General features: G+C 71.4%; 25 protein-coding genes. 15 read left to right on the forward strand and 10 right to left on the reverse strand.

Features of this window, described 5'->3' with window-relative positions:
• Positions 1-125: 125 nt before the first annotated feature.
• The 3 genes from thrS (at position 126) to HUT12_RS10605 (ending at position 4,239) form a co-directional block, all read left to right on the forward strand.
• Positions 126-2,129 (forward strand): threonine--tRNA ligase, encoded by a 2,004-nt coding sequence (gene thrS, locus HUT12_RS10595; protein WP_131054803.1) that lies wholly within the window; start codon positions 126-128, stop codon positions 2,127-2,129.
• 195 nt (positions 2,130-2,324) lie between these two features.
• On the forward strand, positions 2,325-2,837 hold the full coding sequence (locus HUT12_RS10600) for an HIT domain-containing protein (protein ID WP_131054805.1): 513 nt from the start codon (positions 2,325-2,327) through the stop codon (positions 2,835-2,837).
• A gap of 343 nt (positions 2,838-3,180) precedes the next feature.
• Positions 3,181-4,239 (forward strand): aldo/keto reductase, encoded by a 1,059-nt coding sequence (locus HUT12_RS10605; protein WP_176093263.1) that lies wholly within the window; start codon positions 3,181-3,183, stop codon positions 4,237-4,239.
• Positions 4,240-4,369: 130 nt separating this feature from the next.
• Here HUT12_RS10605 and HUT12_RS10610 read toward each other — a convergent pair whose 3' ends face one another.
• Positions 4,370-6,493: an elongation factor G-like protein EF-G2 gene (locus tag HUT12_RS10610; RefSeq protein WP_176093264.1), complete on the reverse strand. Its 2,124-nt coding sequence runs from the start codon at positions 6,491-6,493 to the stop codon at positions 4,370-4,372.
• 247 nt (positions 6,494-6,740) lie between these two features.
• Between HUT12_RS10610 and pgsA the strand changes: the two genes are divergently transcribed.
• From pgsA to pdxT, 6 genes are all read left to right on the forward strand, one after another.
• Positions 6,741-7,352: a phosphatidylinositol phosphate synthase gene (gene pgsA, locus HUT12_RS10615; protein WP_131054800.1), complete on the forward strand. Its 612-nt coding sequence runs from the start codon at positions 6,741-6,743 to the stop codon at positions 7,350-7,352.
• Positions 7,349-8,227 (forward strand): phosphatidylinositol mannoside acyltransferase, encoded by an 879-nt coding sequence (locus HUT12_RS10620; RefSeq protein WP_176093265.1) that lies wholly within the window; start codon positions 7,349-7,351, stop codon positions 8,225-8,227. The genes pgsA and HUT12_RS10620 overlap by 4 nt, the downstream gene beginning before the upstream one ends.
• Before the next feature lie 14 nt (positions 8,228-8,241).
• Positions 8,242-9,402, forward strand: coding sequence for a glycosyltransferase family 4 protein (locus HUT12_RS10625; protein ID WP_131053935.1), 1,161 nt, complete (start codon positions 8,242-8,244; stop codon positions 9,400-9,402).
• Between the two features lie 26 nt (positions 9,403-9,428).
• On the forward strand, positions 9,429-9,935 hold the full coding sequence (locus HUT12_RS10630) for a hypothetical protein (RefSeq protein WP_131053936.1): 507 nt from the start codon (positions 9,429-9,431) through the stop codon (positions 9,933-9,935).
• Positions 9,936-10,083: 148 nt separating this feature from the next.
• Entirely contained in the window at positions 10,084-10,992 is a 909-nt protein-coding gene (pdxS, locus tag HUT12_RS10635; protein WP_131053937.1) for a pyridoxal 5'-phosphate synthase lyase subunit PdxS, read from the forward strand.
• 75 nt (positions 10,993-11,067) lie between these two features.
• Complete coding sequence (gene pdxT / locus HUT12_RS10640; protein ID WP_176093266.1) at positions 11,068-11,673, forward strand: pyridoxal 5'-phosphate synthase glutaminase subunit PdxT; 606 nt, start codon at positions 11,068-11,070, stop codon at positions 11,671-11,673.
• Positions 11,674-11,869: 196 nt separating this feature from the next.
• On the opposite strand, the gene HUT12_RS10645 is transcribed toward pdxT, so the two are convergent.
• Genes HUT12_RS10645 through HUT12_RS10655 form a run of 3 tightly spaced genes read right to left on the reverse strand, consistent with a single transcriptional unit; the run spans position 11,870 to position 14,723 of the window.
• The gene (locus tag HUT12_RS10645; RefSeq protein WP_176093267.1) at positions 11,870-13,252 is read right to left on the reverse strand and encodes a type IV secretory system conjugative DNA transfer family protein; all 1,383 of its coding nucleotides are present in this window, start codon (positions 13,250-13,252) and stop codon (positions 11,870-11,872) included.
• 14 nt (positions 13,253-13,266) lie between these two features.
• Positions 13,267-13,803 carry a hypothetical protein gene (locus tag HUT12_RS10650; protein WP_131053940.1) on the reverse strand — a complete coding sequence of 179 codons (537 nt, stop codon included), beginning with the start codon at positions 13,801-13,803 and terminating at the stop codon, positions 13,267-13,269.
• Positions 13,800-14,723 (reverse strand): hypothetical protein, encoded by a 924-nt coding sequence (locus HUT12_RS10655; RefSeq protein WP_131053941.1) that lies wholly within the window; start codon positions 14,721-14,723, stop codon positions 13,800-13,802. Before HUT12_RS10655 ends, HUT12_RS10650 begins: the two co-directional genes overlap by 4 nt.
• A gap of 611 nt (positions 14,724-15,334) precedes the next feature.
• Here HUT12_RS10655 and HUT12_RS10660 point away from each other — a divergent pair.
• From HUT12_RS10660 to HUT12_RS10670, 3 genes are all read left to right on the forward strand, one after another.
• Positions 15,335-16,084 carry a YebC/PmpR family DNA-binding transcriptional regulator gene (locus HUT12_RS10660; protein ID WP_131053942.1) on the forward strand — a complete coding sequence of 250 codons (750 nt, stop codon included), beginning with the start codon at positions 15,335-15,337 and terminating at the stop codon, positions 16,082-16,084.
• Positions 16,085-16,275: 191 nt separating this feature from the next.
• Complete coding sequence (locus HUT12_RS10665) at positions 16,276-16,890, forward strand: helix-turn-helix domain-containing protein (protein ID WP_176093268.1); 615 nt, start codon at positions 16,276-16,278, stop codon at positions 16,888-16,890.
• Entirely contained in the window at positions 16,887-18,167 is a 1,281-nt protein-coding gene (locus HUT12_RS10670; RefSeq protein ID WP_176093269.1) for an MFS transporter, read from the forward strand. Before HUT12_RS10665 ends, HUT12_RS10670 begins: the two co-directional genes overlap by 4 nt.
• A gap of 121 nt (positions 18,168-18,288) precedes the next feature.
• Here HUT12_RS10670 and HUT12_RS10675 read toward each other — a convergent pair whose 3' ends face one another.
• Entirely contained in the window at positions 18,289-18,699 is a 411-nt protein-coding gene (locus tag HUT12_RS10675) for a nuclear transport factor 2 family protein (RefSeq protein WP_176093270.1), read from the reverse strand.
• Between the two features lie 156 nt (positions 18,700-18,855).
• Positions 18,856-19,170: a hypothetical protein gene (locus HUT12_RS10680; RefSeq protein ID WP_176093271.1), complete on the reverse strand. Its 315-nt coding sequence runs from the start codon at positions 19,168-19,170 to the stop codon at positions 18,856-18,858.
• An 88-nt stretch (positions 19,171-19,258) separates the two neighbouring features.
• Between HUT12_RS10680 and HUT12_RS10685 the strand changes: the two genes are divergently transcribed.
• The 3 genes from HUT12_RS10685 (at position 19,259) to HUT12_RS10695 (ending at position 21,282) form a co-directional block, all read left to right on the forward strand.
• Positions 19,259-19,447: a hypothetical protein gene (locus tag HUT12_RS10685; RefSeq protein ID WP_131053944.1), complete on the forward strand. Its 189-nt coding sequence runs from the start codon at positions 19,259-19,261 to the stop codon at positions 19,445-19,447.
• A 281-nt stretch (positions 19,448-19,728) separates the two neighbouring features.
• The gene (locus tag HUT12_RS10690; protein WP_254876772.1) at positions 19,729-20,268 is read left to right on the forward strand and encodes a DUF402 domain-containing protein; all 540 of its coding nucleotides are present in this window, start codon (positions 19,729-19,731) and stop codon (positions 20,266-20,268) included.
• 69 nt (positions 20,269-20,337) lie between these two features.
• Positions 20,338-21,282 carry a GNAT family N-acetyltransferase gene (locus HUT12_RS10695; protein WP_176093272.1) on the forward strand — a complete coding sequence of 315 codons (945 nt, stop codon included), beginning with the start codon at positions 20,338-20,340 and terminating at the stop codon, positions 21,280-21,282.
• Positions 21,283-21,395: 113 nt separating this feature from the next.
• On the opposite strand, the gene HUT12_RS10700 is transcribed toward HUT12_RS10695, so the two are convergent.
• The 4 genes from HUT12_RS10700 to HUT12_RS10715 all read right to left on the reverse strand — a co-directional run bounded on the left by HUT12_RS10700 (position 21,396) and on the right by HUT12_RS10715 (position 25,401).
• Positions 21,396-22,457 carry an ABC transporter permease gene (locus HUT12_RS10700; protein WP_131053744.1) on the reverse strand — a complete coding sequence of 354 codons (1,062 nt, stop codon included), beginning with the start codon at positions 22,455-22,457 and terminating at the stop codon, positions 21,396-21,398.
• Positions 22,454-23,347, reverse strand: coding sequence for an ABC transporter ATP-binding protein (locus tag HUT12_RS10705; RefSeq protein ID WP_131053743.1), 894 nt, complete (start codon positions 23,345-23,347; stop codon positions 22,454-22,456). Before HUT12_RS10705 ends, HUT12_RS10700 begins: the two co-directional genes overlap by 4 nt.
• Positions 23,348-23,425: 78 nt before the next feature.
• On the reverse strand, positions 23,426-24,124 hold the full coding sequence (locus tag HUT12_RS10710; protein WP_131053742.1) for a response regulator transcription factor: 699 nt from the start codon (positions 24,122-24,124) through the stop codon (positions 23,426-23,428).
• Entirely contained in the window at positions 24,121-25,401 is a 1,281-nt protein-coding gene (locus HUT12_RS10715) for a sensor histidine kinase (protein ID WP_176093273.1), read from the reverse strand. Before HUT12_RS10715 ends, HUT12_RS10710 begins: the two co-directional genes overlap by 4 nt.
• Positions 25,402-25,453: the final 52 nt, after the last annotated feature.

Raw genomic sequence — 25,453 nt, forward strand, 5'->3', positions numbered from 1 at the left:
AGGTTCAACGGTGGCGGGATTCGTCCCCTACGGTGTCGGGGACGGTGGCCACCACGCCGACCGATACCATCGCGGTGAGCCGTCACCGGCACCTTTCCGTCACATCTGCTGCGAGGAGTTCACCCGTGTCCGCACCCCGTACCCCCGCCGTGGCCGACCCCGTCGTCGTCGCCGCCGGGACCACGGCGGCCGACGCGGTGGCGGCGGCCGGGTTGCCCACCACCGGCCCGAAGGCGATCGTGGTGGTCCGCGACCCGCAGGGCACCCTGCGCGACCTGGACTGGCGTCCGGCCGAGGAGACCGCCGTCGAGCCGGTCGCGCTGGACTCGCCGGACGGGCTCGACGTGCTGCGGCACTCGACCGCCCACGTGCTGGCCCAGGCGGTGCAGGACGTCTTCCCCGAGGCCCGCCTCGGCATCGGTCCGCCGATCGAGAACGGCTTCTACTACGACTTCGCGGTGGAGAAGCCCTTCCAGCCGGACGACCTCGCCAAGGTCGAGAAGCGGATGCAGGAGATCGTCAAGTCCGGACAGCGGTTCCGGCGGCGGCGCTTCGACAGCCTCGACGAGGCCAAGGTCGAGCTGGCCGCCGAGCCGTTCAAGCTGGAGCTCATCGACGTCAAGGGCGAGGGGCTGGACTCCTCCGAGGTGATGGAGGTGGGCGGCGGCGAGCTGACCATCTACGACAACCTCGCCGCCGACTCCGACAAGGTCTGCTGGTCCGACCTGTGCCGGGGCCCGCACCTGCCCAACACCCGGCTGATCGGCGCGTTCAAGCTGATGCGCTCGGCCGCCGCGTACTGGCGGGGTAGCGAGAAGAACCCCCAGCTCCAGCGGGTGTACGGCACCGCGTGGCCGACCCGGGACGCGCTCAAGGCGTACCTGAAGCTGCTGGAGGAGGCGGCCCGGCGCGACCACCGCAAGCTCGGCGCGGACCTCGACCTGTTCAGCTTCCCCGACGAGCTCGGCTCCGGCCTGGCGGTCTTCCACCCCAAGGGCGGCATCATCCGCCGCGAGATGGAGAACTACTCGCGGATCAAGCACGAGCAGGCCGGGTACGACTTCGTCAACACCCCGCACATCACCAAGGGCCACCTCTACGAGGTCTCCGGGCACCTCGACTGGTACGCCGACGGCATGTTCCCGCCCATGGAGGTGGACGGCGCCAGCTACTACCTCAAGCCGATGAACTGCCCGATGCACGACCTGATCTTCCGGTCCCGTGGTCGCTCCTACCGCGAGTTGCCGCTGCGGATGTTCGAGTTCGGCACGGTCTACCGGTACGAGAAGTCCGGTGTGGTGCACGGCCTGACCCGGGTGCGCGGCATGACCCAGGACGACGCGCACATCTTCTGCTCCGAGGAGCAGATGGCGGGGGAGCTGAAGTCCCTGCTCGCCTTCGTGCTCGAACTCCTGCGCGACTACGGGCTGGACGACTTCTATCTGGAGCTGTCCACCCGCAACCCGGAGAAGTCGGTCGGCACCGACGAGAACTGGGAGCGGGCCACCGAGGCGCTGCGGTCGGCGGCCGAGGAGTCCGGCCTGGACCTGGTGCCCGACCCGGGTGGCGCGGCCTTCTACGGCCCCAAGATCTCCGTGCAGGCCAAGGACGCCATCGGCCGGACCTGGCAGATGTCCACCATCCAGGTCGACTTCAACCTGCCGGAGCGCTTCGGTCTGGAGTACCAGGCCGCCGACGGCACCCGGCAGCGGCCGGTCATGATCCACCGGGCGTTGTTCGGCTCGATCGAGCGGTTCTTCGGCGTGCTCACCGAGCACTACGCCGGGGCGTTCCCGGCCTGGCTGGCCCCGGTGCAGGTGGTCGGCATCCCGATCCGTGAGGACCACGCCGACTATCTGCACGGCTTCGTCGCCGCGCTGCGCGCCGAGGGCGTCCGCGCCCAGGTGGACGCCGGTGACGACCGGATGCAGAAGAAGATCCGCACCGCCCAGCAGCAGAAGATCCCGTTCATGGTGATCGCGGGGGACGACGACGTGGCCGCCGGCACCGTCTCGTTCCGCTACCGTGACGGCTCGCAGCGCAACGGGGTGCCGCTGGACGAGGCGGTCTCCCACGTACTCGACGTCGTCCGCACCCGCACCAACGTCGGCCCCTCCGCCCAGATGTAAGGAAGGGCACCTTATTAACGCCTGCGGTAGAGCAGGGGACCCTTCCTCACATCACAGCGCGTGCCGCTCCACTGATCACGACGCGTGCCGCTTCTGCGCTCACGACGGGTGCCGGGCCGAGGCTCGGCACCCGCCCGTCGGGGCCGTAGGATCGCCGGTGTGACTGGGGGAGCGGACGAGCACAGCGACAGGGACATGGCCGACGGGCTGGACCGGCTCTGGACGCCCCACCGGATGACCTACATCTCCGGCGAGGACCGACCCGAGGGCGGGTACGAGCAGCCCTCCGGTTGCCCGTTCTGCCTGGCGCCGGCCCGGTCGGCGGAGGAGAGCCTGGTCGTGGCGCGGGGCGAGCACGTCTTCGTGGTGCTCAACCTCTATCCGTACAACCCGGGGCATCTGCTGGTCTGCCCGTACCGCCACGTGGCCGACTACACCGACCTGGACGAGCCGGAGACGGTCGAGCTGGCGTCGTTCACCCAGGCCGCCATGCGGGTGATCCGCAAGGTCAGCAATGCGCACGGCTTCAACCTGGGGATGAACCAGGGCGGGGTGGCGGGCGCCGGCATCGCCGCCCACCTGCACCAGCACGTGGTGCCTCGTTGGGGCGGCGACGCCAACTTCATGCCGGTGATCGGGCAGACCAAGGTGTTGCCGCAACTGCTCGGCGACACCCGGGACCTGCTCGTACGCGCCTGGCCGACCTGACCTCACCCGCGCCTCTCGCGCCGCGCCTCCGGCACTCCTGGGCTCCGCGCCTCGCCTCCGCCCTGGGTCCGGCGAGGTGTGCGCCGACCGCTACCGCTGCGCCGCCTTTGCTCTGCTCCACCCCACGCAACGGTTACGCGCTGAAGTCGATGCGTATCGGTGAGCAGAGCAAAGGGGGCGGGGAGGGAAACCGGATCCGGGCCGATCCGCAGGTCGTCCGGGTGGGGCACGAAACGGGGCGGATCCGGGTCGATCAGGGGTGATCCGTGGGAGACGGTCCCCCGTACGGATGATCGTGCTGGATGTCTGTCAAACCCTGTCCGGAAGATGGCACGATGCGCCGGTGGCGGAGTCGACGCGGACGCTCGGGCGCAGCGGGATCGAGGTCAGCGCCCTCGGCATGGGCTGCTGGGCGATCGCTGGCCCCTGGTCCGAGGGACACACCCCGCTCGGCTGGGGGGCGGTCGACGACGAGGAGTCCGTCCGGGCGGTCCGCCGCGCCCTCGACCTCGGCGTGACCCTCTTCGACACCGCCGACTCGTACGGTGCCGGGCACGGTGAACGGCTCCTCGGCCGGGCCCTGGGCCGCCGGCGCGACGAGGCGGTGATCGCCACCAAGTGGGGGTACACGTTCGACGAGCGGTCCCGGCAGGCAACCGGCAGGGACGCGTCCCCGGCATACCTGCACCGGGCGGTACGGGACTCGCTGCGCCGTATCGGCACCGATCGGATCGACCTGTACCAACTGCACCTGGCCGACCTGCCGGTGGCCCCGGCGCAGGCGTTGATCGGCGTCCTGGAGGACCTGGTCACCGACGGGCTGGTGCGGGCGTACGGCTGGAGCACCGACCGGGTCGACCGGGCCGTCGCGCTCGGTCAGGACGCCCGGCACGGCGCGGTCGTCCAGCACAGCCTGTCGGTCCTCCGGGACGCCCCCGACCTGCTCGCGGTCTGCGACAAGTACGACCTGGCCAGCGTCAACCGGGGGCCGCTGGGGATGGGGCTGCTCACCGGCAAGTACCACCACTGTTCGACGCTGCCGCACGACGACGTCCGGGGGATGACCTCGGGATGGCTGGAGTGGTTCCGGGGTGGGCGGCCCGCGCCGGAGTGGCTGCGTCGGGTGCACGCCGTGCGGGCGGCGCTGACCGCCGACGGGCGCACCCTGGCGCAGGGCGCGCTGGGCTGGATCTGGGCCCGCAGCGACCGCACCATCCCGATTCCGGGGTGCCGTACGGTCGCCCAGGTCGAGGAGAACGCCGCCGCCCTGGCCCTCGGTCCGCTGCGCCCGGATCACTTCGCCGAGGTCGAACGCCGACTCGCCGCCCTGCGCTCGGCCGCCCTGCGTGAGGTGGACCGCCCCTACTGGCCCAGCCCCATGCTCCCCATCGCCCGTCCCTGACCACACCTCGCGCCGATCATGGAGTTGTGGCGCTCCCAAAAGGCCAAATTCGGACCAATGGACAGCCACAAGTCCATGATCGCGACGACGGCGGGCGTGCGGCGGCGTGCGTGCGGCGGCGGTGGTGGTGTCAGGGGGTGGGGTGGGAGTCGAAGCGGAGGAAGCGGCGGTGGAAGGTGCCGGTGCCGGCGGTCATCGCGCGCAGCTCCACCGCGTACCGGAGCAGACCCGTCGCGGGCACCTCGGCGCGTACCAGGGTGCGGCCCTCGGCGTCCGGGTCCGGTTCGGTGCCGAGCACCCGGCCGCGTCGACCGGAGAGGTCGCCCATCACCGCGCCCACGTTGCCGTCGGGGACCCGGACCGTCACCTCGTCGATCGGCTCCAGCACGACCGGTGCGCCCTGCTCGGCGGCGTCGCGCAGGGCCAGCGCCCCGGCGGTCTGGAACGCCGCGTCGGAGGAGTCGACGCTGTGTGCCTTGCCGTCGACCAGGGTCACCCGCAGGTCCACCACCGGGTGACCGGCGACCAGCCCGCGTTCCATCTGGGCGCGTACGCCCTTCTCGACCGAGGGGACGTAGTGGTGCGGTACGGCGCCGCCGACGACCCGGTCGACGAAATCGAAGCCGGCTCCGCGCGGCAGCGGTTCCACCTCGATGTCGCAGACCGCGTACTGGCCGTGCCCGCCGGACTGTTTGACGTGCCGGCCGTGTCCACGGGCCGGTGCGGTCAGGGTCTCCCGCATCGGCACCCGCACCGGTTCGGTGTCCACCTCGACCCCGCCGGCGCGCAACCGGTCCAGGACCACGTCGGCGTGTGCCTCGCCCATGCACCAGAGCACCACCTGGTGGGTCTCCGGGTTGCGTTCCAGCCGCATCGTCGGGTCACCCGCCACCAACCGGGCCAGGTTGCGGGCCAACGCGTCCTCGTCCGAGCGGGTCTTCGCGACCACGGCCACCGGCAGCAGCGGCTCGGGCATCTCCCATGGGGCGATCAGCAGCGGGTCGTCCTTGGCCGAGATGGTGTCGCCGGTCTCCGCGCTGCCGGACTTGGTGATCGCGCAGATGTCACCGGCCACCGCGACACCGACCTCGCGCAGTGTGGCGCCCAGCGGGCTGTAGAGGTGGGCGACGCGCTCGTCGGCGTCGTGGTCCGGGTGACCGCGTTCGGCCAGGCCGTGTCCGGCGATGTGCACGGTACGGTCCGGAGTCAGCGTGCCGGAGAAGACGCGTACCACGCAGACCCGCCCGACGTGCCGGTCCACGGTCGTCTTGACCACCTCGGCGACCAGGGGACCGTCCGGGTCGCAGGTCAGCGGCGGGCGGGGCGAGCCGTCGACGCCGGTGACCGGCGGCAGGTCGTGCTCGGGCGGGGACGGGAATCCGGCGGTGAGCACCTCCAGCAGGACGTCCAGCCCGACGCCGGTGGCCGCGCAGACCGGCACGACCGGATAGAAGTGACCTCGGGCGACGGCCTTCTCCAGGTCCTCGACCAGCAGGGCGGGATCGATCTCCTCGCCGCCGAGGTACCGGTCCATCAGGGTCTCGTCCTCGCTCTCCGCGATGATCCCCTCGATCAGCTCGTCGCGGGACTCCGCGATCGCCGGCAGGTGCTCCGGGTCGGGTTCGCGGACCTGCGCGGGCAGGCCGGCGGTGTAGTCGAAGACCCGTCGGGTGATCAGCCCGAGCAGGCCGGCGGTGGACTCGCCGTCGTCACCGAGCATCGGCAGGTAGAGCGGGACCACGTTGTCGCCGAAGACGCGCTGGCACAGCGCCACCGCCTCGTCGAAGTCGGCGCGCGGGTGGTCCAGGCGGGCGACGGCCACCGCACGGGGCATGTCGACGGCGGCGCACTCCTCCCAGAGCGCGGCGGTGGCGGCGTCCATGCCGTCGACGGCGGAGACCACGAACAGGGCGGCGTCGGCGGCCCGCAGTCCGGCCCGCAACTCGCCGACGAAGTCGGCGTAGCCGGGCGTGTCCAGCAGGTTGACCTTGATCCCGTCGTGGTGCAGCGGCGCGCAGGAGAGCGCCACCGAGCGCTGCTGGCGTACGGCGGCGGGGTCGTGGTCGCAGACGGTCGTCCCGTCGGCGATCGAACCCGGCCGGTCGATCGTGCCGCTGGCGGCGAGCAACGCCTCGACAAGCGTCGTCTTGCCCGCCCCGGAGTGCCCGACGAGCACCACGTTGCGGATCCTGGCGGGGTCGGTCACCGCCGGCACACCGCCGGCGGCCCCCTTGTCGTGACTCTTCTGCGCCATCGGGGCGCACCTCCCTCAACCGGTGGTGGTAGGTGGCGACCGCCGCGCGCGACGGAGACGCGGCCCGGGCGGGTACTGCGGCGATATCTTCCGGGGGACCGCTCCGCAGCGTGCAGTCAACGGGTGGTCGGGTGAGCCGCGTCACCTTACTGCTCGATCTCACACCCGCAGGCGGACCGACACAAGCCTTGCCACGCGGACCGGCGGTGTCGTCGGCCAGGGAGCCGACCGTTATCGTGGGACCGCCATGGCGAAGATCTTCCAAGTGTCGGCCCGCGCGGGGATGACCCGCGTCGTCGAGCCGATCGCCCGCAGCCTGCTGCGCGCGGGCGTGTCCCCCAACGCGGTCACCGTCGCGGGCACCGTCGGAGTGCTCATCGGCGCACTCGGCTTCGGTGCACGCGGCCATCTGGTCGCCGGTGCGCTGATCGTGACGGTCTTCGCGCTCACCGACCTGCTCGACGGAACGATGGCCCGGATGAGCGGCGGGTCCACCAAGTTCGGCGCGTTCCTCGACTCCAGCATGGACCGGGTCGCCGACAGTGCCGTCTTCGGCGCGGTCGCCTTCTATCTGGCCGGGGAGGGGGACCGCGGGGGCATGGCCGCCGCGTTGATCTGCCTGGCCGCCGGGGGTCTCGTCTCGTACGTCAAGGCCCGCGCCGAGGGGCTCGGGATGAGCGGCGACGTGGGCATCGCGGAGCGTACGGAGCGGCTGCTGATCGTCGGCGTCGGCGGCGTGCTCGCCGCGCTGGTCCACCCGGCGGCGCTGCCGATCGCGCTCTGGCTGCTGGCGGCGGTGTCGCTGTTCACCGTCGGCCAGCGGATGCGGTACGTCTACCGGCAGGCCCAGCTCAGGTGAACCTCACCGAACTCGGGTTCGTCGCCGGCTGGCGGCTGGTCCGGGTGCTGCCCCGGCCGGTGGCGGCGGCGGCGTTCGACGCGGTGGCGGACCGGGCCCACCGCCGTCGGGGCAGGGGTGCCAGCCGGCTGCGCGCCAACCTGCGCCGGGTGGTCGGTCCGGAGCTGCCCGACCAGGAGCTGGACGAGCTGGTCCGGGCGGGCCTGCGGTCGTACTCCCGCTACTGGATGGAGGTGTTCCGGCTGCCGTCGCTGAGCCGGGAGCAGGTGCTCGCCGGTTTCCGGCTGGACGGCACCGAGATGCTCGCCGCCGACGTGGCGGCCGGGCGGGGCGCGGTGGTCGCGCTGCCGCACGCCGGTAACTGGGACCTGGCCGGTGCCTGGGTGGCGGCCAACGGGTGGCCGCTCTCCACCGTCGCCGAGCGGCTCAAGCCGGAGGGGGTCTTCGAGCGGTTCGTGGCCTTCCGGGAGGGCCTGGGCATGGAGATCCTGCCCACCACCGGGGGAGACCGTCAGCCCATCGACGTGCTGACCGACCGGCTCCAGGCCGGTGCGGTGGTGCCGCTGCTGGCCGACCGCGACCTCTCCGCCCGGGGCGTGGAGGTGGACTTCTTCGGCGGCCGGAGTCGGATGCCGGCCGGTCCGGCGCTGCTGGCGCTGCGCACCGGTGCCCCGCTGTACGTGGCGTCGCTGTGGTACGAAGCGGATACGGCGTGCGCCTCGATCGAGGGGCCGTTGCCGCTGCCGGGGCCGGCGGAGGGCTCGCTGGACGAGCGGGTCCGTACGCTGACCCAGCGGATCGCCGACGGTCTCGCGTCGGGCATCGCCCGGCATCCGCAAGACTGGCACATGTTGCAGCGGATGTGGCTGGACTGAGGGGGCGGGACGCAATGCGGATCGGCATCGTCTCCCCGTACTCCTTCGACGTGCCGGGCGGGGTGCAGAACCATGTCATGGATCTCGCCGAGGCGCTGATCGGGCTCGGCCACGAGGTGAGCGTGCTGGCTCCGGCGGACGAGGACTCGCCGCTGCCGCCGTACGTGGTGCCGGCCGGCCGGTCGGTGCCGCTGCCGTACAACGGCTCGGTGGCCCGGATCGCGTTCGGCCCGGTGTCCACCGCCCGGGTGCGCCGGTGGATCACCCGGGGCGACTTCGACGTGCTGCACGTGCACGAGCCGCTGACGTTGAGCCTCTCCATGCTCGCCGTGCTCTCCGCGCGGGGGCCGGTGGTGGCCACCTTCCACACCGCGATGACCCGCTCCCGGGTGCTCTCGGTCGCCCAGGGCGTCCTGCAGATCGTGCTGGAACGCATCACCGCGCGGATCGCGGTCAGCGCGCTGGCCCGCAAGGTGCAGGTCGAGCACCTGGACGGCGGTGCGGTGGAGATCCCCAACGGGGTGGCGGTGGCCAAGTTCGCCGGGGTGGCGCCGCTGCCGGGCTGGCCGGGCGAGTACGCGCCGGGCGACGGCGGGACGCTGGGCTTCCTGGGCCGGTTCACCGAGCCCCGCAAGGGGTTCCCGATCCTGCGCGACGCGTTCGTGGAGTTGGCCCGGCAACGCCCCGGGTTGCGTCTGTTGGTCGCCGGACCGGGGGACCGGGACGACCTGTTCGACCAGTTTCCGCCCGATCTTCGGGATCGGGTGACCTTCCTCGGGCTGGTCTCCGAGGAGGAGAAGGCCCGGATGCTGCGTAGTGTGCACCTGTACGTGGCGCCGAACACCGGCGGCGAGTCCTTCGGCATGATCCTCACCGAGGCGCTGGCCGCCGGCACCACGGTCGTCGCCAGCGATCTGGACGCCTTCCGCCGGGTGCTCGACGGCGGGCGGGCCGGGCGGCTGTTCCCCACCGGTGACGCGGTGACGTTGCGCGGGCGCCTGGCCGAGCTGCTGGACGATCCCGCCCAGCGGGCCGAGCTGACCGCCTGCGGGCACCAGGTGGTGGCGAATTTCGACTGGCCCGTGGTTGCCCGGCGCGTTCTGGAGGTATACGCAGCGGCGATCGAGGCGACCGACGGGCGGGTGATCGACCAGGAGTGGGTGGGGCCGGACTGACCGGGAGGAACGGGAGCAGCACTACGATGCCGGGCATGTGGTGGGTGGTGGGCGCGACGGTGGTCGTCGCCCTGGTGGCGGCGTACCTGATCTGGACCGCCGGCCGGGTCGAGCGGCTCCAGTCCCGTGCGCAGCTCGCCGCGCGGGCCCTGGACGCCCATCTGCTGCGCCGGGCCGCTGCGGCGGCCGTGCTGGCGGAGCGGCGGTACGGCGTCGAGCTGTACGCGGCGGCGCGGATCGCGCTCGACGCCGGCCCGGACGAGCGGGAGGCGGCCGAGAACGACCTGACCCGGCAGTTGCGTGCGGTCGAACTCGATCCCGCCGACCCGGACTGCGACGCGGTGATCGCGGCCAGCCGGCGACTCGCGTTGGCCCGGCAGGTGCACACCGACCTGGTCCGGGACGCCCGTTCGGCGCGCGGACGGCCGCTGGTGCGGCTGTTGCGGATGGGGCGGCGCCACACCTGGCCGCGCTACTTCGACATCGACGACCCGACGCTGACCGTGCCCGCCGTCGACGTGCGTACCCGCTGATCTGCTCTCTGCGCCGGTCTCCCGGCAGGCGGGTGACCGGTGCCACAGAGCAGGCCACCACGCCTGGAATTGGCTGTCGGAGGGGCGTCGCGCCGCGCGTAGCATCTGCGCTGCCCCCGCCCCGAGCCGCCTGAGGAGCCTGTCCCAGATGACTTCCCCGACCAGCAGTGCCACCCCGGTCGTCGGCACCGGCCGCGTCAAGCGCGGCATGGCCGAGATGCTCAAGGGTGGCGTGATCATGGACGTGGTCACCCCCGAGCAGGCCAAGATCGCCGAGGACGCCGGAGCGGTCGCGGTGATGGCGCTGGAGCGGGTCCCCGCCGACATCCGCGCCCAGGGCGGGGTCTCCCGGATGAGCGACCCCGACATGATCGACGGCATCATCCAGGCGGTCTCCATCCCGGTGATGGCCAAGGCCCGGATCGGGCACTTCGTGGAGGCGCAGATCCTCCAGGCGCTCGGCGTGGACTACGTCGACGAGTCCGAGGTGCTGACCCCGGCCGACTACGCCAACCACATCGACAAGTGGGCGTTCACCGTCCCGTTCGTCTGCGGGGCGACCAACCTGGGCGAGGCGCTGCGTCGGATCACCGAGGGCGCGGCCATGATCCGCTCCAAGGGCGAGGCCGGCACCGGTGACGTCTCCAACGCCACCACCCACATGCGCAAGATCCGCCAGGAGATCCGGCGGCTCTCCACCCTGCCGACCGACGAGCTGTTCGTCGCGGCGAAGGAGTTGCAGGCGCCGTACGAGCTGGTCAAGGAGGTCGCCGAGAGCGGCAAGCTGCCGGTGGTGCTGTTCACCGCCGGTGGCATCGCCACCCCCGCCGACGCGGCGATGATGATGCAGCTCGGTGCCGAGGGCGTCTTCGTCGGCTCCGGCATCTTCAAGGCCGGCAACCCGGCGCAGCGGGCCGCCGCCATCGTCAAGGCGACGACGTTCCACGACGACCCGGACGTGCTGGCCAAGGTCTCCCGGGGGCTCGGTGAGGCGATGGTCGGCATCAACGTCGACGACATCCCGGTCCCGCACCGCCTCGCCGACCGCGGCTGGTGACGTGAAAGGAAGGGCCCCCTGCTAACGCCTCGTGCATAGCAGGGGACCCCTGCTAACACCTCGGAAGGAACGCCTGTGACGGCACCCGTGATCGGTGTGCTCGCCCTGCAGGGCGACGTCCGCGAGCACGTCGCCGCCCTGACCGGGGCGGGCGCGCAGGCCCGACCGGTACGCCGGCCGGCGGAGCTGGACGCGGTCGACGGCCTGGTCATCCCCGGCGGGGAGTCCACCACGATCAGCAAGCTGGTGGACATCTTCGAGTTGCGCGAGCCGATCGACAAGCGCATCGCCGCCGGCCTGCCGGTCTACGGCTCCTGCGCCGGCATGATCATGCTGGCCACCGAGGTCCTCGACGGCCGCCCGGACCAGCGGGGCTTCGACGGCATCTCGATGACCGTCCGGCGCAACGCGTTCGGCCGCCAGGTCGACTCGTTCGAGGCACCGGTGGAGATCGCCGGGGTCGAGGGCGGCCCGCTGCACGCCGTCTTCATCCGCGCCCCGTGGGTCGAGCGGGTCGGCGACGACGTCGAGGTGCTCGGCACGGTCACCGCCGGCCCGGCCGCCGGGCGGATCGTGGCCGTACGCCAGGACAACCTGCTCGCCACCTCGTTCCACCCGGAACTCACCGGCGACGCGCGGCTGCACGCCTACTTCGTGGACCTGGTCCGCGCGGCGGGCTGACCGCACTACGGGGACGCGCTCGCGCCGTCGGATCGAGCAGGCCACCGGCGTGGCCGCGCGCGCGGGCGGGTCGACCACGCACCCGGGGGGCCGCCTTCGCGCGGAGTGCGCGACCTCCACCACGGGTGTGGCCACGCTCGCGCGGACGGCTCGACCGCGCCGCGCGGACGGCTCGACCACCTCCCGGGCGTACGCCTCACCCGGGCGGTGGTGGGGTGCCGTGTCGGGGGTTGGCGCGGGCCCAGCCGCGCAGCACCGGGTCGGTGAGGTGGTTGAAGCGTTCCATCTTCGTGGGCCATTCGTTCTTGAACGCGATGACCTGCTCGTCCGGGGCGAGTTGCAGCAGTTCACCGACGCTGCACCCGATCCGCAGCGACAGGGCGGTGGCGGCACCGAAGTTCGCCGGGCTGAACACCTGGAGCACGCCCGAGTTGTTGATCATGGTCTCGGCGGCGACGCCGTAGAGGTTGGACAACTGCGCGAGGTCCTGCCAGAAGGTCCAGGTGCGCAGCCCGTACCCGCGCAGCAGCGTGATCGCCTCCTGGAGCAGCGAGAACCGGCCGAGCTGAGCCGCCTCGTCGATGAGGAACAGCAGCCGGGACTGGTTGATCGACCGGCTGTTCATCACGTAGTACAGCAGGCATCCCACCCAGGCCCGCAGCAGGCGTTGGTGGGTCCGCAGCTTGTGCGGCGGGATGACCACGTAGATGGAGATCCGGCGCTCGGGGTCGGTCAGGTCGCTCAGGGCGAAGCTCGTCCGGGCGGTGGCGTCCACGGTGCGTCGGGAGCTGAAGGCGGCCAGCTGCTGGGCGGCGGTCACCACGATCCCGCTGAAGGTCTTCTCCGCGTCCGCGATGCTGAGCAGCATCTCGAACTCCTGCCGGGTGCCCGGCGGCATCGACGTCGACCGCGTGTCGAGCGCCACCGCGAGCCGGTAGCGCAGCTCCGACTCGAAGAGCTGGGTACGCAGCTCCTGCAGGGTGTCGGGCCGGTCCGGCTGGCCGGTCATCAGGTCGGTGGCGAGCGCGGCGATCAGTAGTTGCGCCATCTCGTCCCAGAACGGGTCGGACAGCGACGGGATGCCGCCCATCAGGATGTCGGAGAGCAACCGGCCGAAGTCCTCGGGCTCCTCGGCGGCGGCGTCGTCGCGTCGCAGCGCGCCGAACACGTCGAACGGGTTCAGCGAACCCCGCTCGTCGCTGCCGCCGTGGCTGGCACCGAACGGGTCGAGCAGCACGATCTCGTTGCCCAGCACGGTCCGGCGGTGCTCGTGCGTGACGTCGTAGTTCTCGCCCTTCGGGTCGATGACCACCACCGAACCCTCGTAGGTGAGCAGGTTCGGGATGATCACGTCCCGGCCCTTGCCGGCTCCGGTGGGCGCGATCGTCATCAGGTGGCTGTCGTCGTCCGAGGCGACCACCGGGCCCAGTTCGGCGTCGTCGACGATGTGTTCCTCGCCGAGGCCGAGGCGGGCGCGTACGCCGGTGTCGCTGGGTCGCCGTTGGGCGAACTGGCTCTTGGACAGCGGCTCGGGTTCCAGGTGACGCACGACTGCCCGGCCGAGAATGAGCTTGGACATCCGCGACTGCCTCTCTAGGGGTTCCGGCTGATGCGGGCCGGACGGACTCCGGCCATGGCGCCGCTGCCGGTGCCGGAGACGACCGTCAACGGAAGCGGCTGCTGGTAGTGGTTGCCCAGCACGTCGAAGTACTCGATCTCGACGAGCACCAGACTCGGCTGCGCGATCTGCGGTGGGTCGACGAACCGGAGCCGCTGCTCGACGTCCGTGGTGGGCATGACGACGTCCGCCTTCGGGGCGCTCAGGGCCTCGAACGCCAGGCTGGTGCGGTCGATCCGGATGCCGGCGATCTGGATGCCGAGGATCGGCCCGGCACCGACGTTGCGGAGCCGGACGGAGAGCACCACCAGGGTCTGCCCGCGCCAGGTCAGCCGGGAGTCCTGGATCATCGGGACGGGGATGATCGAGGCACGTAGCTGTTCGGCGGCGACCCGCACCTCCCGGTCCGAGGAGCGGTTGTTCTGCCAGGACAGGAAGAGTGCGGCGATGCTGCAGACGAAGGTGGCCACCAGCCCCGCGAACTGGATGACGTTGAGCGTCTCCTGCGTCACGGCATGGTCCCGACGGCGCAGGAGAACTCGCAGTCCTTGAAGAAGTCGGCGAGGAAGCCCTTGACGACGCGGTCCCGGAAGAAGTCGCGGTACGGGACCGTGTACTGCTCCAGCAGGAACTCGGGCCGTGGGGCGATGCGCGACTCCAGAGCCGGGTCACCGTCGCCGACGGTCTCGGAGATGCAGTAGAAGTCCAGCCAGATGCCGCGGTAGCCCTGGTTCGAGGGGGCCTGGATGTCGTAGATCTCGCGGACGTGCACGTCGGGGGCGACCTCCCGGAAGTTGGAGATCTCCACGTCGAGCCGGCCGGTGCGCAGCGGCCCGGCCGCACCACCGCTGGGTACGGAGAGGAATCGGCCGTCCTCGCCGGGGCGGTGCGACAGCAGGTTGCCGATCAGTTGGTGGCTGCTGACCGGACGGGGTGCGCGTACCGGAATGAAATCGTAGGTGAGCAGGGAGAAGAGGTAACTGGTCCGGATCGGTTGCAGGTCGAAATCGGAATGGAGGATGTCGGACAGGTCGATGGCGATTCGCGACACCAGTCCCTGGATGTAGGGCATGAACACCCGGTACCAATTGTGGAAGAGGCGCAGCGACGATCCGGGCCGTTCGAGGATGATGCGCAGGTCGCGCCGGATCGCCATCCGGAAGCCGAATGACGAGTCGTCGTAGACGATCCCGATGTTGCCGTCGGACCAGTCCAGCCGCAGGTGCTGCACCGAGTACAGTTCGGCGGCCTCCAAGACCTCGGCGACACTGCGGTACAGCCGGGCCCCCACGGCGCGTTTGTGCTCGGGCGGAAGGTCGAGATCCTGCGCGTATGGCAGTTCCACCATGAGCGAGAACTTGTTGAGCGCGCTGACGCCGCCCTTGCCGATCATCGGCAGATCGCGGCCGAATTCCTCGAATTCCTCCAGCACGTATCGCCTCCCGGGGTCGGTGTGCTGCTCACGACAGCGACAGTGTGTGGCAGCCGGGCCAGTCGGAAGAAGCGTGCCCGGGGGCCGGAAGAATGCCCGTTTGGCGGATCCTCGGCAATTGCCGGATGTGCCGGGGAGGATCGTCGGGCGGTTTTAGGGGAATTGCGATGCGCGCCGTCGGCGACCTCTGCGTCATCTGTCGGGAAGCCGCCAAGAAGGCGACTCCGTCGACCCGACGGCACCGGGACGGATCGCGCCCGCCGCCGCGCGCGCCGAGGCGCTCACCGCGCTGCTCACCGAGATCGAGGCGGCGGTCGTCGAGCGCCGCACCGACCCGGACCGGGCCGAGCAGGCGGTGCTCGGCGACGCGGCGGGTGTGCGATCCAGTGGCTTTTGTCTGATCTGTGAAGCTCGGGAGAGATCGGGCCGGCGGCCGACGTGCGGCGGGTGACGACCACCTGCCGCACGTCGGTAGGATTGTCGAGATTCGGCAGGGCCATCTGGCCGCCAGGCTTCCACCAGAGCTGACCGGCACCACCGCGTGCGCGGGTGCGGAGCAGGGCGTGCGCGGTGCGGTCGATGCAGACGGCGGGTAGCAACGGAGGTAACAGATGTCCGGCCACTCAAAGTGGGCGACGACCAAGCACAAGAAAGCGGTCATCGACGCCAAGCGCGGCAAGATGTTCGCCAAGCTGATCAAGAACGTCGAGGTCGCGGCGCGGACCGGCGGCGGTGACCCGGCCGGCAACCCGACCCTCTTCGACGCGATCCAGAAGGCCAAGAAGAGCTCGGTCCCGAACGACAACATCGACCGGGCGGTCAAGCGCGGCTCCGGCCTGGAGGCCGGCGGCGCCGACTACCAGACGATCATGTATGAGGGGTACGGCCCGAACGGCGTCGCGCTGCTCATCGAGTGCCTGACCGACAACCGCAACCGCGCCGCCACCGAGGTGCGCACCGCGCTGACCCGCAACGGCGGCTCGTTCGCCGACGCCGGCTCGGTGTCGTACATGTTCTCCCGCAAGGGCGTGGTGATCGTGCCGAAGGCGGGCACCACCGAGGACGACGTGATGCTGGCCGTCCTCGACGCGGGCGCCGAGGAGGTCAACGACCTGGGTGAGGCGTTCGAGGTGGTCTCCGAGCCGGGTGACCTGATCGCCGTACGCACCGCACTCCAGGACGCCGGCATCGAGTACGAGTCGGCCGAGTCCTCGCTCATTCCCAGCGTCACCGTGCCGCTGGACGAGGAGGGCGCCCGCAAGATCTTCAAGCTGATCGACGTCCTGGAGGACAGCGACGACGTGCAGAACGTCTTCGCGAACTTCGACGTCTCGGACGAGGTGATGGAGGCGGTCGGCTGATCCGCCGCACCGCCGACGCATCCGTGGACGGCCCGGCCCCGGTCATCGGGTGCCGGGCCGTCCGCTGTCCGTCAGGCCACCGGCCGCAGCGGGAACAGGGTCGGCAGCGACTCCTGGGCGATCCAACGGCTCACGTATCCGGGAGTGGGTGGGCACTTGCTAGAGATATCTTTCTAAAGCATCCTCTAGTAATGACCGAAGAGGTGCCCCGACGATCGATCACAGTCACCGACCCCCGTGCTCTGCGGGCGTACGCGCACCCGTTGCGGATGCGTCTGATCGGGCTGCTGCGCGGCGAAGGGCCGATGACCGCGACGCAGGCGGCGGCCCGGCTGGACGACAACGTGCCGAACTGCTCGTTCCACCTGCGGCAGCTCGCCAAGTACGGGTTCGCCGAACGGGTTCCCGGGGCGGACGGCCGGGAACGGCCCTGGCGGGCCACCACCCAGTACACGTCCTGGGACGACGACTCCGACGACCCGGCGATGCGAGCCGCCACGGACGAGATCAACAGTGCGATGGTCGACATCTATCTGCAACGTGCCCGGGACTACCTCGCGATCCGTGCCGACGAGCCCACCGAGTGGCGGGCCGCCGCCGGTTTCGGTGACGCGTTGCTGCACGTCACCACCGCCGAGCTCCGCGAGATCACGGAGACGGTCGACGCGCTGCTGGCCCGGTACGACGAACGGATCGGCGATCCGGCGAAACGCCCGCCCGGATCCCGCCCGGTGACGTTCGTCCAGATGGCGCTGCCCCGTGGGGCCGCCCCGGCGCAGGAACCGGCGGGCGGAGAAGGGCCGTGACGGAGACTCCCGTCCTGGCCGACGCCGCACCGCCGCCTCGGTCGCGTCGGCCGCGCCTCCCAGGGCTGCTCCGGCGGACGGCGTTTCGCCGTTACTGGTCCGCGCAGACCGTCTCACTCTTCGGCGACCAGATCACCATGCTCGCCGTACCGTTGCTGGCCCTGCTCGCGGTCGGCGCCGGACCTGCCGAGATGGGCTACCTGACCGCCGCCTCGCTGCTGCCGAATCTCTTTTTCTCCCTGCCGGCCGGCGCCTGGGTGGACCGGTACCCGTACCGACGCCAGGTCATGATCGTCACCGACCTCGGCCGGGCGGTCCTGCTGCTGGCCGTGCCGGTGCTGTGGTGGGCGGACGTGCTGAGCCTGCTGCTGCTCTGCGCCATGGTCTTCCTGGTCGGGACGCTCTCGGTCTTCTTCGAGGTGGCGCACCAGAGCCTGTTCGCCGCACTGGTCCGGCGAGCGGACTACGTGGACGCCAACAGTCTGGTCAACGGCAGCCGGGCCATGGCGCACGTGGCCGGTCCGAGCCTCGGTGGGGTGCTGGTGCAGGTGCTCACCGCCCCGTTCGCGCTCCTCTCCGGCGTCGTCACGTACCTGGTGTCGGCAGTCTTTCTGAGCCGGACGGAGGTCACCGAGCACTCCGTCCGCAGCGACTCCGCCCGGGGGATGGCCGCCGGTGTCCGGTACGTGGCCCGCTCCGAGGTGCTCCGGGCGACTCTGCTCGGCACCACCACGCTCAACCTGTTCAACTTCATGTTCGCCGCGCTGTTCGTGTTGTACGTGACCACCGAGCTGGGTGTCTCACCGGGCATGCTGGGCCTGGTCATCGGGGCCGGCGCGGTCGGCGGACTGCTCGGCGCGACGGTCACCGGACCGGTCAGCCGCCGGATCGGGATCGGCCCCGCAGTGCTCCTCGGTTTCGTCGTGTTCCCGGCCCCGCTGCTGCTCGTGCCGTTGGCCACGGGACCGCAGCCGCTGGTGCTCGCGTTGCTGTTCGCCGCCGAGTTCGTGTCCGCGCTGGGCGTCATGATTCTCGACATCGCGGTCGGTTCGGTGCAGATCGCGGCCACTCCGGTGGCGATGCTCGCCGTGGTCTCCGGCTTCCGGCGCACCGTCAATCACGGCATCCGGCCGATCGGCGCCCTGGTCGGCGGGGCACTCGGCGCGACGCTGGGGGTACGTCCCGCCCTCTGGATCGCCGCCCTCGGCGCCCTGCTCGGGGTGCTCTGGGTCGTCTTCTCCCCGCTGCGCACCATGCAGACACTGCCCGAGACCTGAGCTTCCGCTGCTCTTGCCGGGGGCTGAGCCTCCGCCGCCCGTGCCGATCCGCGCGTCCGGCGTCGCCATCTCGGAGATCTTGGACAGTTGCCGTCTCGCGAGGACGGTAACTGTCCAAGATCTATGGTTGGCGGTCGGCGAACAGGCCGGTGGGTGGGGGGAAGCTGCCCTCCTTGGCGTGCGAGTAGTCGCGGGACTCGGCGACCAGACCGTCGGCGTCGAAACGGACCACCGTGCAGCCGGAGAGGGTGACCGGCTGGTCGTACGGGTAGGTGATCGCCCAGTATTCGACGGTCGCGGTGTCGCCGTCGACTCGGGGAACGCCGAACCAGACCTCGGCCGGTCGGGCCTCCTCGCCGAAGCACTCCTCGACGTAGGCGCGCAGCCCGACGCGGCCCCGGCACGGGCGGAACATCGACGCCCAGTGGTCGCCCTGCTCGGCCTGCAACTCGACGATGCGTTCCCCGTCCTGGGCGGGCCAGCCCGTGGCCCAGGCGTCGGCCCATCGTTGGGCCGCGTCGCGTACGTCCATGATCGTGCTCCTCAGGTCGGCGGGTGCTGGACTTCTACCAGCCACGGGTGACATTCCGGCCGGGTCAGGTGGCTGTCGCCGGGGCGGTGGCTGCCGCCCGAGCTCCGGCGTTTGCCCGGCCTGTGGCTGCCGCCAGGACTGTGGTGCTCGCCGGGACTATGGTGCTCGCCAGGACTGTGGGGTCGCCCAGGCCAGGAAGCGGTTGTACAACTCGCCGGGTGTCGGCAGCGGGCCCTCGGTGAGCCGCAGCAGGTCGCCGGTGGCGTCGAACAACTGGCCGGCGAGATAGACGGAGAGACCGACCCGATCGAGGTCGTACTCGACCCGCAGCAGCATCCGGGCCGCCGGACACGGCCAGTCCCGTGAGCAGGCTCGACACGTCCAGCGGGGCCGGTCGGGCAGGTGCTGGTACACGGGATGCAGCCGACCCAGCGGCTCACGTCGAGCAGGCGGCGGGTGGGGCGTGCGCATACTCCCATGCTGTCGCTAGCTATTGCCTGTGTCAATAGGCTCCGTAGTTGTCGGTGTCGAGAGTGATCGTCGCTGTCATTGTCAACCTATGGAGCTGGTCGGCGTGTCGGAGATCCGCGAGATGTTGGGGAATGTCTCCCGGCAGCGCGCGTCGGTCATCGCCAACCAGCGCAACTTCCCGGAGCCGCTTGCCGTGCTCGCCATGGGCAAGGTCTGGCGGAAGTCGGATGTGCAGGCGTGGATCAGGGAGCATCGGCCGGAGCTGGCGGGGGACTGACCAGCACACACGCTGGAGGAGCGGTGACGGAGACGGGACGCTTCCATCCCGGTGACGTGGTCGTCCGCCGGGAGATCCTGCGCTTCGAGGTGCCGCGAACGGCGTCACGGCCTGCTCGATCCGGGATCGAGTGGTCTCGGGGTGCGGGCGAAGGCACTCGATCCCCGATCGAGCGTGATCAAGGCCGTGACCAAGAGTGTGATCAAGGCCGTGAGCAAGAGCGTGAGCAAGGCCGTGACCAAGAGCGTGGTCAAGAGCAGGGCCGTGAGGTCTGGTTCGCCGTGCCGACGATCTGCGTCGAGGACTCCGCCGACCTGCTGGCGCTCTATCTGCCGACGGGTGCCGAGTTCGGGTTTCCCGACGAGGGCACCTTCCCGTGCGGACGGCACCCGTGGCAGGCGGCCGGGCACACCGCCTGGACCGGACACGGCAAGCTGATGCTCCAGCGCCCCGGTGAGGCGCACTCGGTCGACGTGTTCTGGTCCGGCCCGCAGCGCGACTTCGCCGGGTGGTACTTCAACCTCCAGGACCCGTTCCGGCGTACCCCCATCGGGGTCGACACCCTCGACCACGAGCTGGACCTGTGGTGGGCGGCGGACGCCGACCGGTACGTCTTCAAGGATGTGGAGATCTTCGCCCAGCGGCTGGTGGAGGGGCGCTACCCGGGGATGGGGGAGGCGATCCGCGCCGAAGGCGACCGGATCGCGGCCCTACTCGATGCCGGTGAGCGCTGGTGGGACGAGTCCTGGGCGGCCTGGCGGCCCGACCCGGGCTGGCCGACGCCGCGCCTGCCCGCCGGTTGGTCCACCGTCCCCTGCTGACCTCGACGGCGGTCCCGGCGGCACCGAATTGCCTCGACAGCCCGGCCGGGGTCCTGCGAGGGTGCCCGGATGACGGATCTCGGTCTGCACGAGCTGCGGTTGATGCAGGGGTTGGCCCAGCAGGTGATGGAGCTGCGGCCGGAGCTGGTCAACGGCGAGGCGACCGTCGGTGAGCTGGCCTGGGGCTGGGCCAAGGACCACGACGCCCTGCACCGGTACTGGCGGCACCGGCTGTGGTTCGTCGACGACCGGCTGGCCGCGTGGGGGTGGGCGTACCTGCCGCACCGGGTGGCGCGCAGCGACGGGACGTTCCGCGAGGTCACCCGGGCCAACCTGATCTGGCAGGCGCATCCGGACCGGCCGGAGCTGCTGGCCGAGGTCCTCGACTGGTACGACGAGGTGGCCGGCGACGTCGACCGCGCACTGACCGTGCAGGTCGGGGACGCGGCGTCGCGGGCCGCCGTGGTCGCCCACGGGTACGTGTTCGACGCCGAGACCGCCTCCGACACCGGCTCCTGGGTGCAGTTCAACGCGCGGGAGCTGGTCGACGTGCCGGAGCCGGTGCTGCCCGAGGGTTTCCGGCTGCGTACCGCCGAGCACCTGTCGGCGGTGGCCCTGGCCCGGGCGCACTGGGACGCCTGGCCCCGGTCCAGTTTCACCGACACCGCCTGCGCGCGGGTGCAGCGGACCTGGCCCTACCGTGCCGACCTGCACGTGCTGGTCGAGGCGCCGGAGGGCACGCTCGCCGCGACCGCGATCGTCTGGCTCGACGAGGCCACGCGGACCGCCGAGTTCGAACCCGTCGGCACTCACCGGGACTTCCGGCGGCGGGGGTTGGGCACCGCCTTGCAGCTCTACGGGATGCAGCTCGCCCGCGCCGCCGGGGCACGCCGCATGCTGGTCGCCTGCCTCGGCGCTCCGGGCCACCCGGCCGCCCGGGGCCTGTACCTCGGTGTCGGCTTCCGCGAGTTCACCCGCGACCTGCCGCACCTCAAGCTCGCCCGAGGGCGTTGACGGCACGACCTGCCGTAACTCGCCCTCGCCCGAGCGCGCTGACAGCGACGCGCTGACGGCGACGCGCCGACGACCCCGTGCGGGGCCGCCGGCGCGTGGCGCGGGTCGGACGGTCAGCCGATCGTCTCGCGCTCCCGCCAGGCGGTCCGCAGCGAGGTGCGGCCGTTGGTCCGCAGCAGCGACCCCTCGTAGACGCGGGCCCCGGCCAGCAGGAATCCGGCCGCCGCCACCAGCAGCAGCGCCAGCGAGGCGAACAGCTCCCAGAGCGCCGCGTCCCCGGCGAACAGCCGCAGCGGCATCGCCGTCGGCGACGAGAACGGCAGGTAGGAGAGCACCGTCATGGCGGTGGGGTTGTCGTTGAGGAAGACCACCCCGAAGAAGGGCAGCATCACCGCGAGCTGCACCGGCGTCGACACCCCACCGATGTCCTCCAGCCGGTTGACCAGCGCACCGGCCGCCGCCCACATCGCCGCGATCAGCACGAAGCCGAGCAGGAAGAACGGGATGAACCAGCCGATCGCCGGGCCGAGCAGGGTTATCATGTCGGTACTGCCGCTGAACGCCATGCCGGCCACCGCGACCAGGGCCACCAGGGCTATCTGACCGAGCGCGAGGATCGTGCCGGCGAGCATCTTGCCGGCCAGCAACGCCTTGACCGGTACGGCCGCGACGAGGATCTCCACGATCCGGGTCTGCTTCTCCTCGATGATGCTCTGCGCGATCTGCACGCCGAAGGTCTGCGAGGTGATGAAGAAGATGAACGCGAACGCGAACGGCACCAGGAACGCCAGCAGCGGGTCGATCGCGTCCGGGTTCAGCAACTCGACCGGAGGCCGGGTGCTCAACGCGTTGACCACGTCGTTGGGGGCGTCGTTCATGGCCAGCACCCTCGGGCCGGCGACGACTGCGGCGTCCGTGTCACCGTCGCGGACGGCCTGCTCGGCGGCGGCGTCGTCGGGGACGACGCGTACCTCCAGACCGGCCGCGCGCAGCGGAGCCGCCGCCGCCTCGGTCGCCGCCACGGTGGACGGCCCGCCGGAGAACAGCGGCGGCAGGATGGTCGCCGCCGCGGCGATCAGCAGGAAGACGACCGTGCTGATCAGGAAGGTGCGGTCGCGCAGCTTGACCCGGATCTCGCGGGCGGCGACCAGTCGGGTGGCCTGCATGGTGTTCACTGGGCGACCTCTCGGAAGATCTCGGCGAGGGAGGGCGTGACCGGACGGAACGTGCGGACCGCGCCGCGCTCCAGCGCGGCGCGCAGCACGACCTGCTCGTCCGCGCCGGGCGTCAGGTCGACGACGGCCCGGGCGCCGTCCAGGTCGACCAGGGTCACCCCGGGCTGGTCCCGCAGCCAACCGGCGTCGGTCTCCACCACCAGCTCGTAGCGGGGCGTGGTGTACGCGGCCCGCAGCTCGTCACGGCTGCCGGCGGCCCGGATCGACCCGTCGGCGATGATCACGAGGTCGTCGCAGAGCCGCTCGACGACATCCAACTGGTGGCTGGAGAAGAGCACCGGGGCACCGGCGGCGGCGCGCTCGCGCAGCACGGCCACGACGGTGTCCACGGCCATCGGGTCCAACCCGGAGAACGGCTCGTCGAGCACCAGCACCTCGGGGTCGTGCACCAGGGCGGCGGCGATCTGGGCACGCTGCTGGTTGCCCAGCGACAGCGTCTCCAGCAGGTCGTCGCCGCGCTCGCCGAGCCCGACCCGCTCCAGCAGGTCGTCGGTGGCGCGCCGGGCGCCCTCGGCGGTCAGCCCGTGCAGCCGGCCCAGGTAGACCACCTGCTCACGGACGCTCATCTTGGGATAGAGGCCGCGCTCCTCGGGCATGTAGCCGAACCGTCCCCGGATCTCGCGGCTCAGCGGCGCGTCCCGCCACGTCACCCGGCCCGAGTCGGCGGCGAGAACACCGAGGATGATCCGCATGGTGGTGGTCTTGCCGGCGCCGTTGCCGCCGACGAAGCCGGTCATCCGCCCGGCGACGACATCGAAGGACACATTCTTGAGCACCTGGCGGTCGCCGAAGCTGCGGTCGACGCCGTCGAGGCGGAGTACAGGGGTCACGTCCTCCACGCTAGGAGTTCGGTCCTCGACTGCCCTCCGTCCGTCGACGGAAATCCGGGCTCCTCCTCCGGGTGGAGATCACCCGCCGGGCCGGACCACCCCCTGTTCGTACGCGAAGACCACCGCCTGCACCCGGTCACGCAGACCCAACTTGGCCAGCACCCGGCTGACGTGCGACTTCACGGTGGCCTCGCCCAGGTGCAGGGCGGTGGCGATCTCGGCGTTGCTGGCTCCGCCGGCCACCAGGACCAGCACTTCCCGCTCCCGGGGGGTCAGGTCGCTCAGTGCCTCCTCCGGGGTGGGACCGCCGACGGTCCCGGTCGCGCCGCCCGGCCGGGCGAACGTGGCGATCACCCGGCGGGTGAGTTCCGGGGCGAGCAGACCGTCTCCCCGGGCCACCACCCGGATCGCGTCGACCAACGACTCCGGCGTGCCGTTCTTGAGCAGGAACCCGCTCGCCCCGGCGCGCAGCGCGGCGAACAGGTAGTCGTCCCGGTCGAACGTGGTGAGCATGAGTACGGCGGGGCCGCCCGGCTCGTCCGTCTCGGTGCTGATCCGGCGGGTGGCCTCCAACCCGTCCACGCCGGGCATCTCGACGTCCATCAGCACCACGTCCGGACGCAGCGCCCGCGCCATGGCGACCGCCCGTTCCCCGTCGGCGGCCTCGCCGACCACCTCGATGTCGTCCTCGATCTCCAGGATCACCCGGAAACCGGTCCGCACCAGGTGATGATCGTCGGCGAGCAGCACCCGGACCGGCGGCGTCGCCCCGGTCACGGCGTGCTCCCGGCCGCCAGCGGCAGCGGGAACCGGACCCGCACCCGCCACCCACCACCGGTACGCGGGCCCACCTCCAGCTCGCCGTCGTGGGTGGCGACCCGTTCCCGCATCCCGACCAGCCCCAACCCGTCGTCGTTCGCCGGGCGGGTGGCCCGTCCGTCGTCAGTCACCTCGACCTCCATCTCCTGGGCCAGATAACGGACCCGGACGTCGAGCAGGGTCGCCCCGCTCGCGTGTTTCAACACGTTGGTCACCGCCTCCTGCACCACCCGGTACGCGGCCTGGGACACCGACTCGGGCAGCGGCGTCGGGTCGCCGTACACGCCCAACGTGGCGTGCAGCCCGGCCTCCCGTGCCCGGTCGACCACGGTGGCGATCCGGTCGACCCCGGCGGGCTGCCCGGTGCCCTCCGGGCCGTTGTCCCGGGCACGCAGCACCCCGAGCATCCGGCGCAGCTCGTCCACCGCCGTCCGGGCCGACTCCTCGATCGAGGTGAGCGCGGTCCGTGCCTTGGCCGGATCCTTGTCGAAGACCCGACGGCACGCCGCCGCCTGCACACCCATCACCGACACGTGGTGGGCGACCACGTCGTGCAGCTCCCGGGCGATCCGGACCCGCTCGCCGACCACCGCGTGCTGCCGGGCCTCCGCCTGCGACCGGCGCAGCCGCTCGGCCTGCTCGGCCAGCTCGTGCTGCCGGCGGGCGGCGATCCAGGCGGTCTCGCCGAAGAAGTACGCGAACCCGAAGAACAACACGTTGATCAGCAGACCGGTGACGATCGCCGCGAGCACCGGCGGCACCGGCCCGAGCGCGTTCTCGAAGGAGTCCGGGGTGATCTCGTCGAGGCTGATCGAGTACGCGATGGCGAGCCAGGCGAACATGGCGGCGATGATGCCGATCCGCAGCCGCCGGGACATCCGGTGGTTCGGCCCCCAGGCGCCGAGCGTGAAGATGGCGGCGAACAGCGCCCACTGGGAGAGCTGCCACTCGGGGACGGCCCGGACCTGCGCACCGATGAACGCGGCGGACACGGCCAGCGTGGTCACGACCGGGTACCGGCGTCGCCAGATCAGCGGCAGCGGCACCGCGACGGTCCAGAGGATCTGTTCGAGCCAGGACGGCGGAGGCCCGAGCAGGAACGTGCCGGTGCTGCGGGCCAGCGTGAGGCTGAACAGGGCGATGACCGTCGCGGCCAGCCCGGCGTAGAGGTCCAGGCGCCGTTGCTCAGGCGTGGGGCCCGGCCGCCGCCAGTCGTCGCTGCTCTCGGTGGTCACCTGCTGAGAATGCCATCCCGCCGCATGGTGGGGCGGCGGGCACCTCCGGCGG

It is taken from the genome of Verrucosispora sp. NA02020, from assembly GCF_013364215.1.
Classification (GTDB): Bacteria; Actinomycetota; Actinomycetes; order Mycobacteriales; family Micromonosporaceae; genus Micromonospora.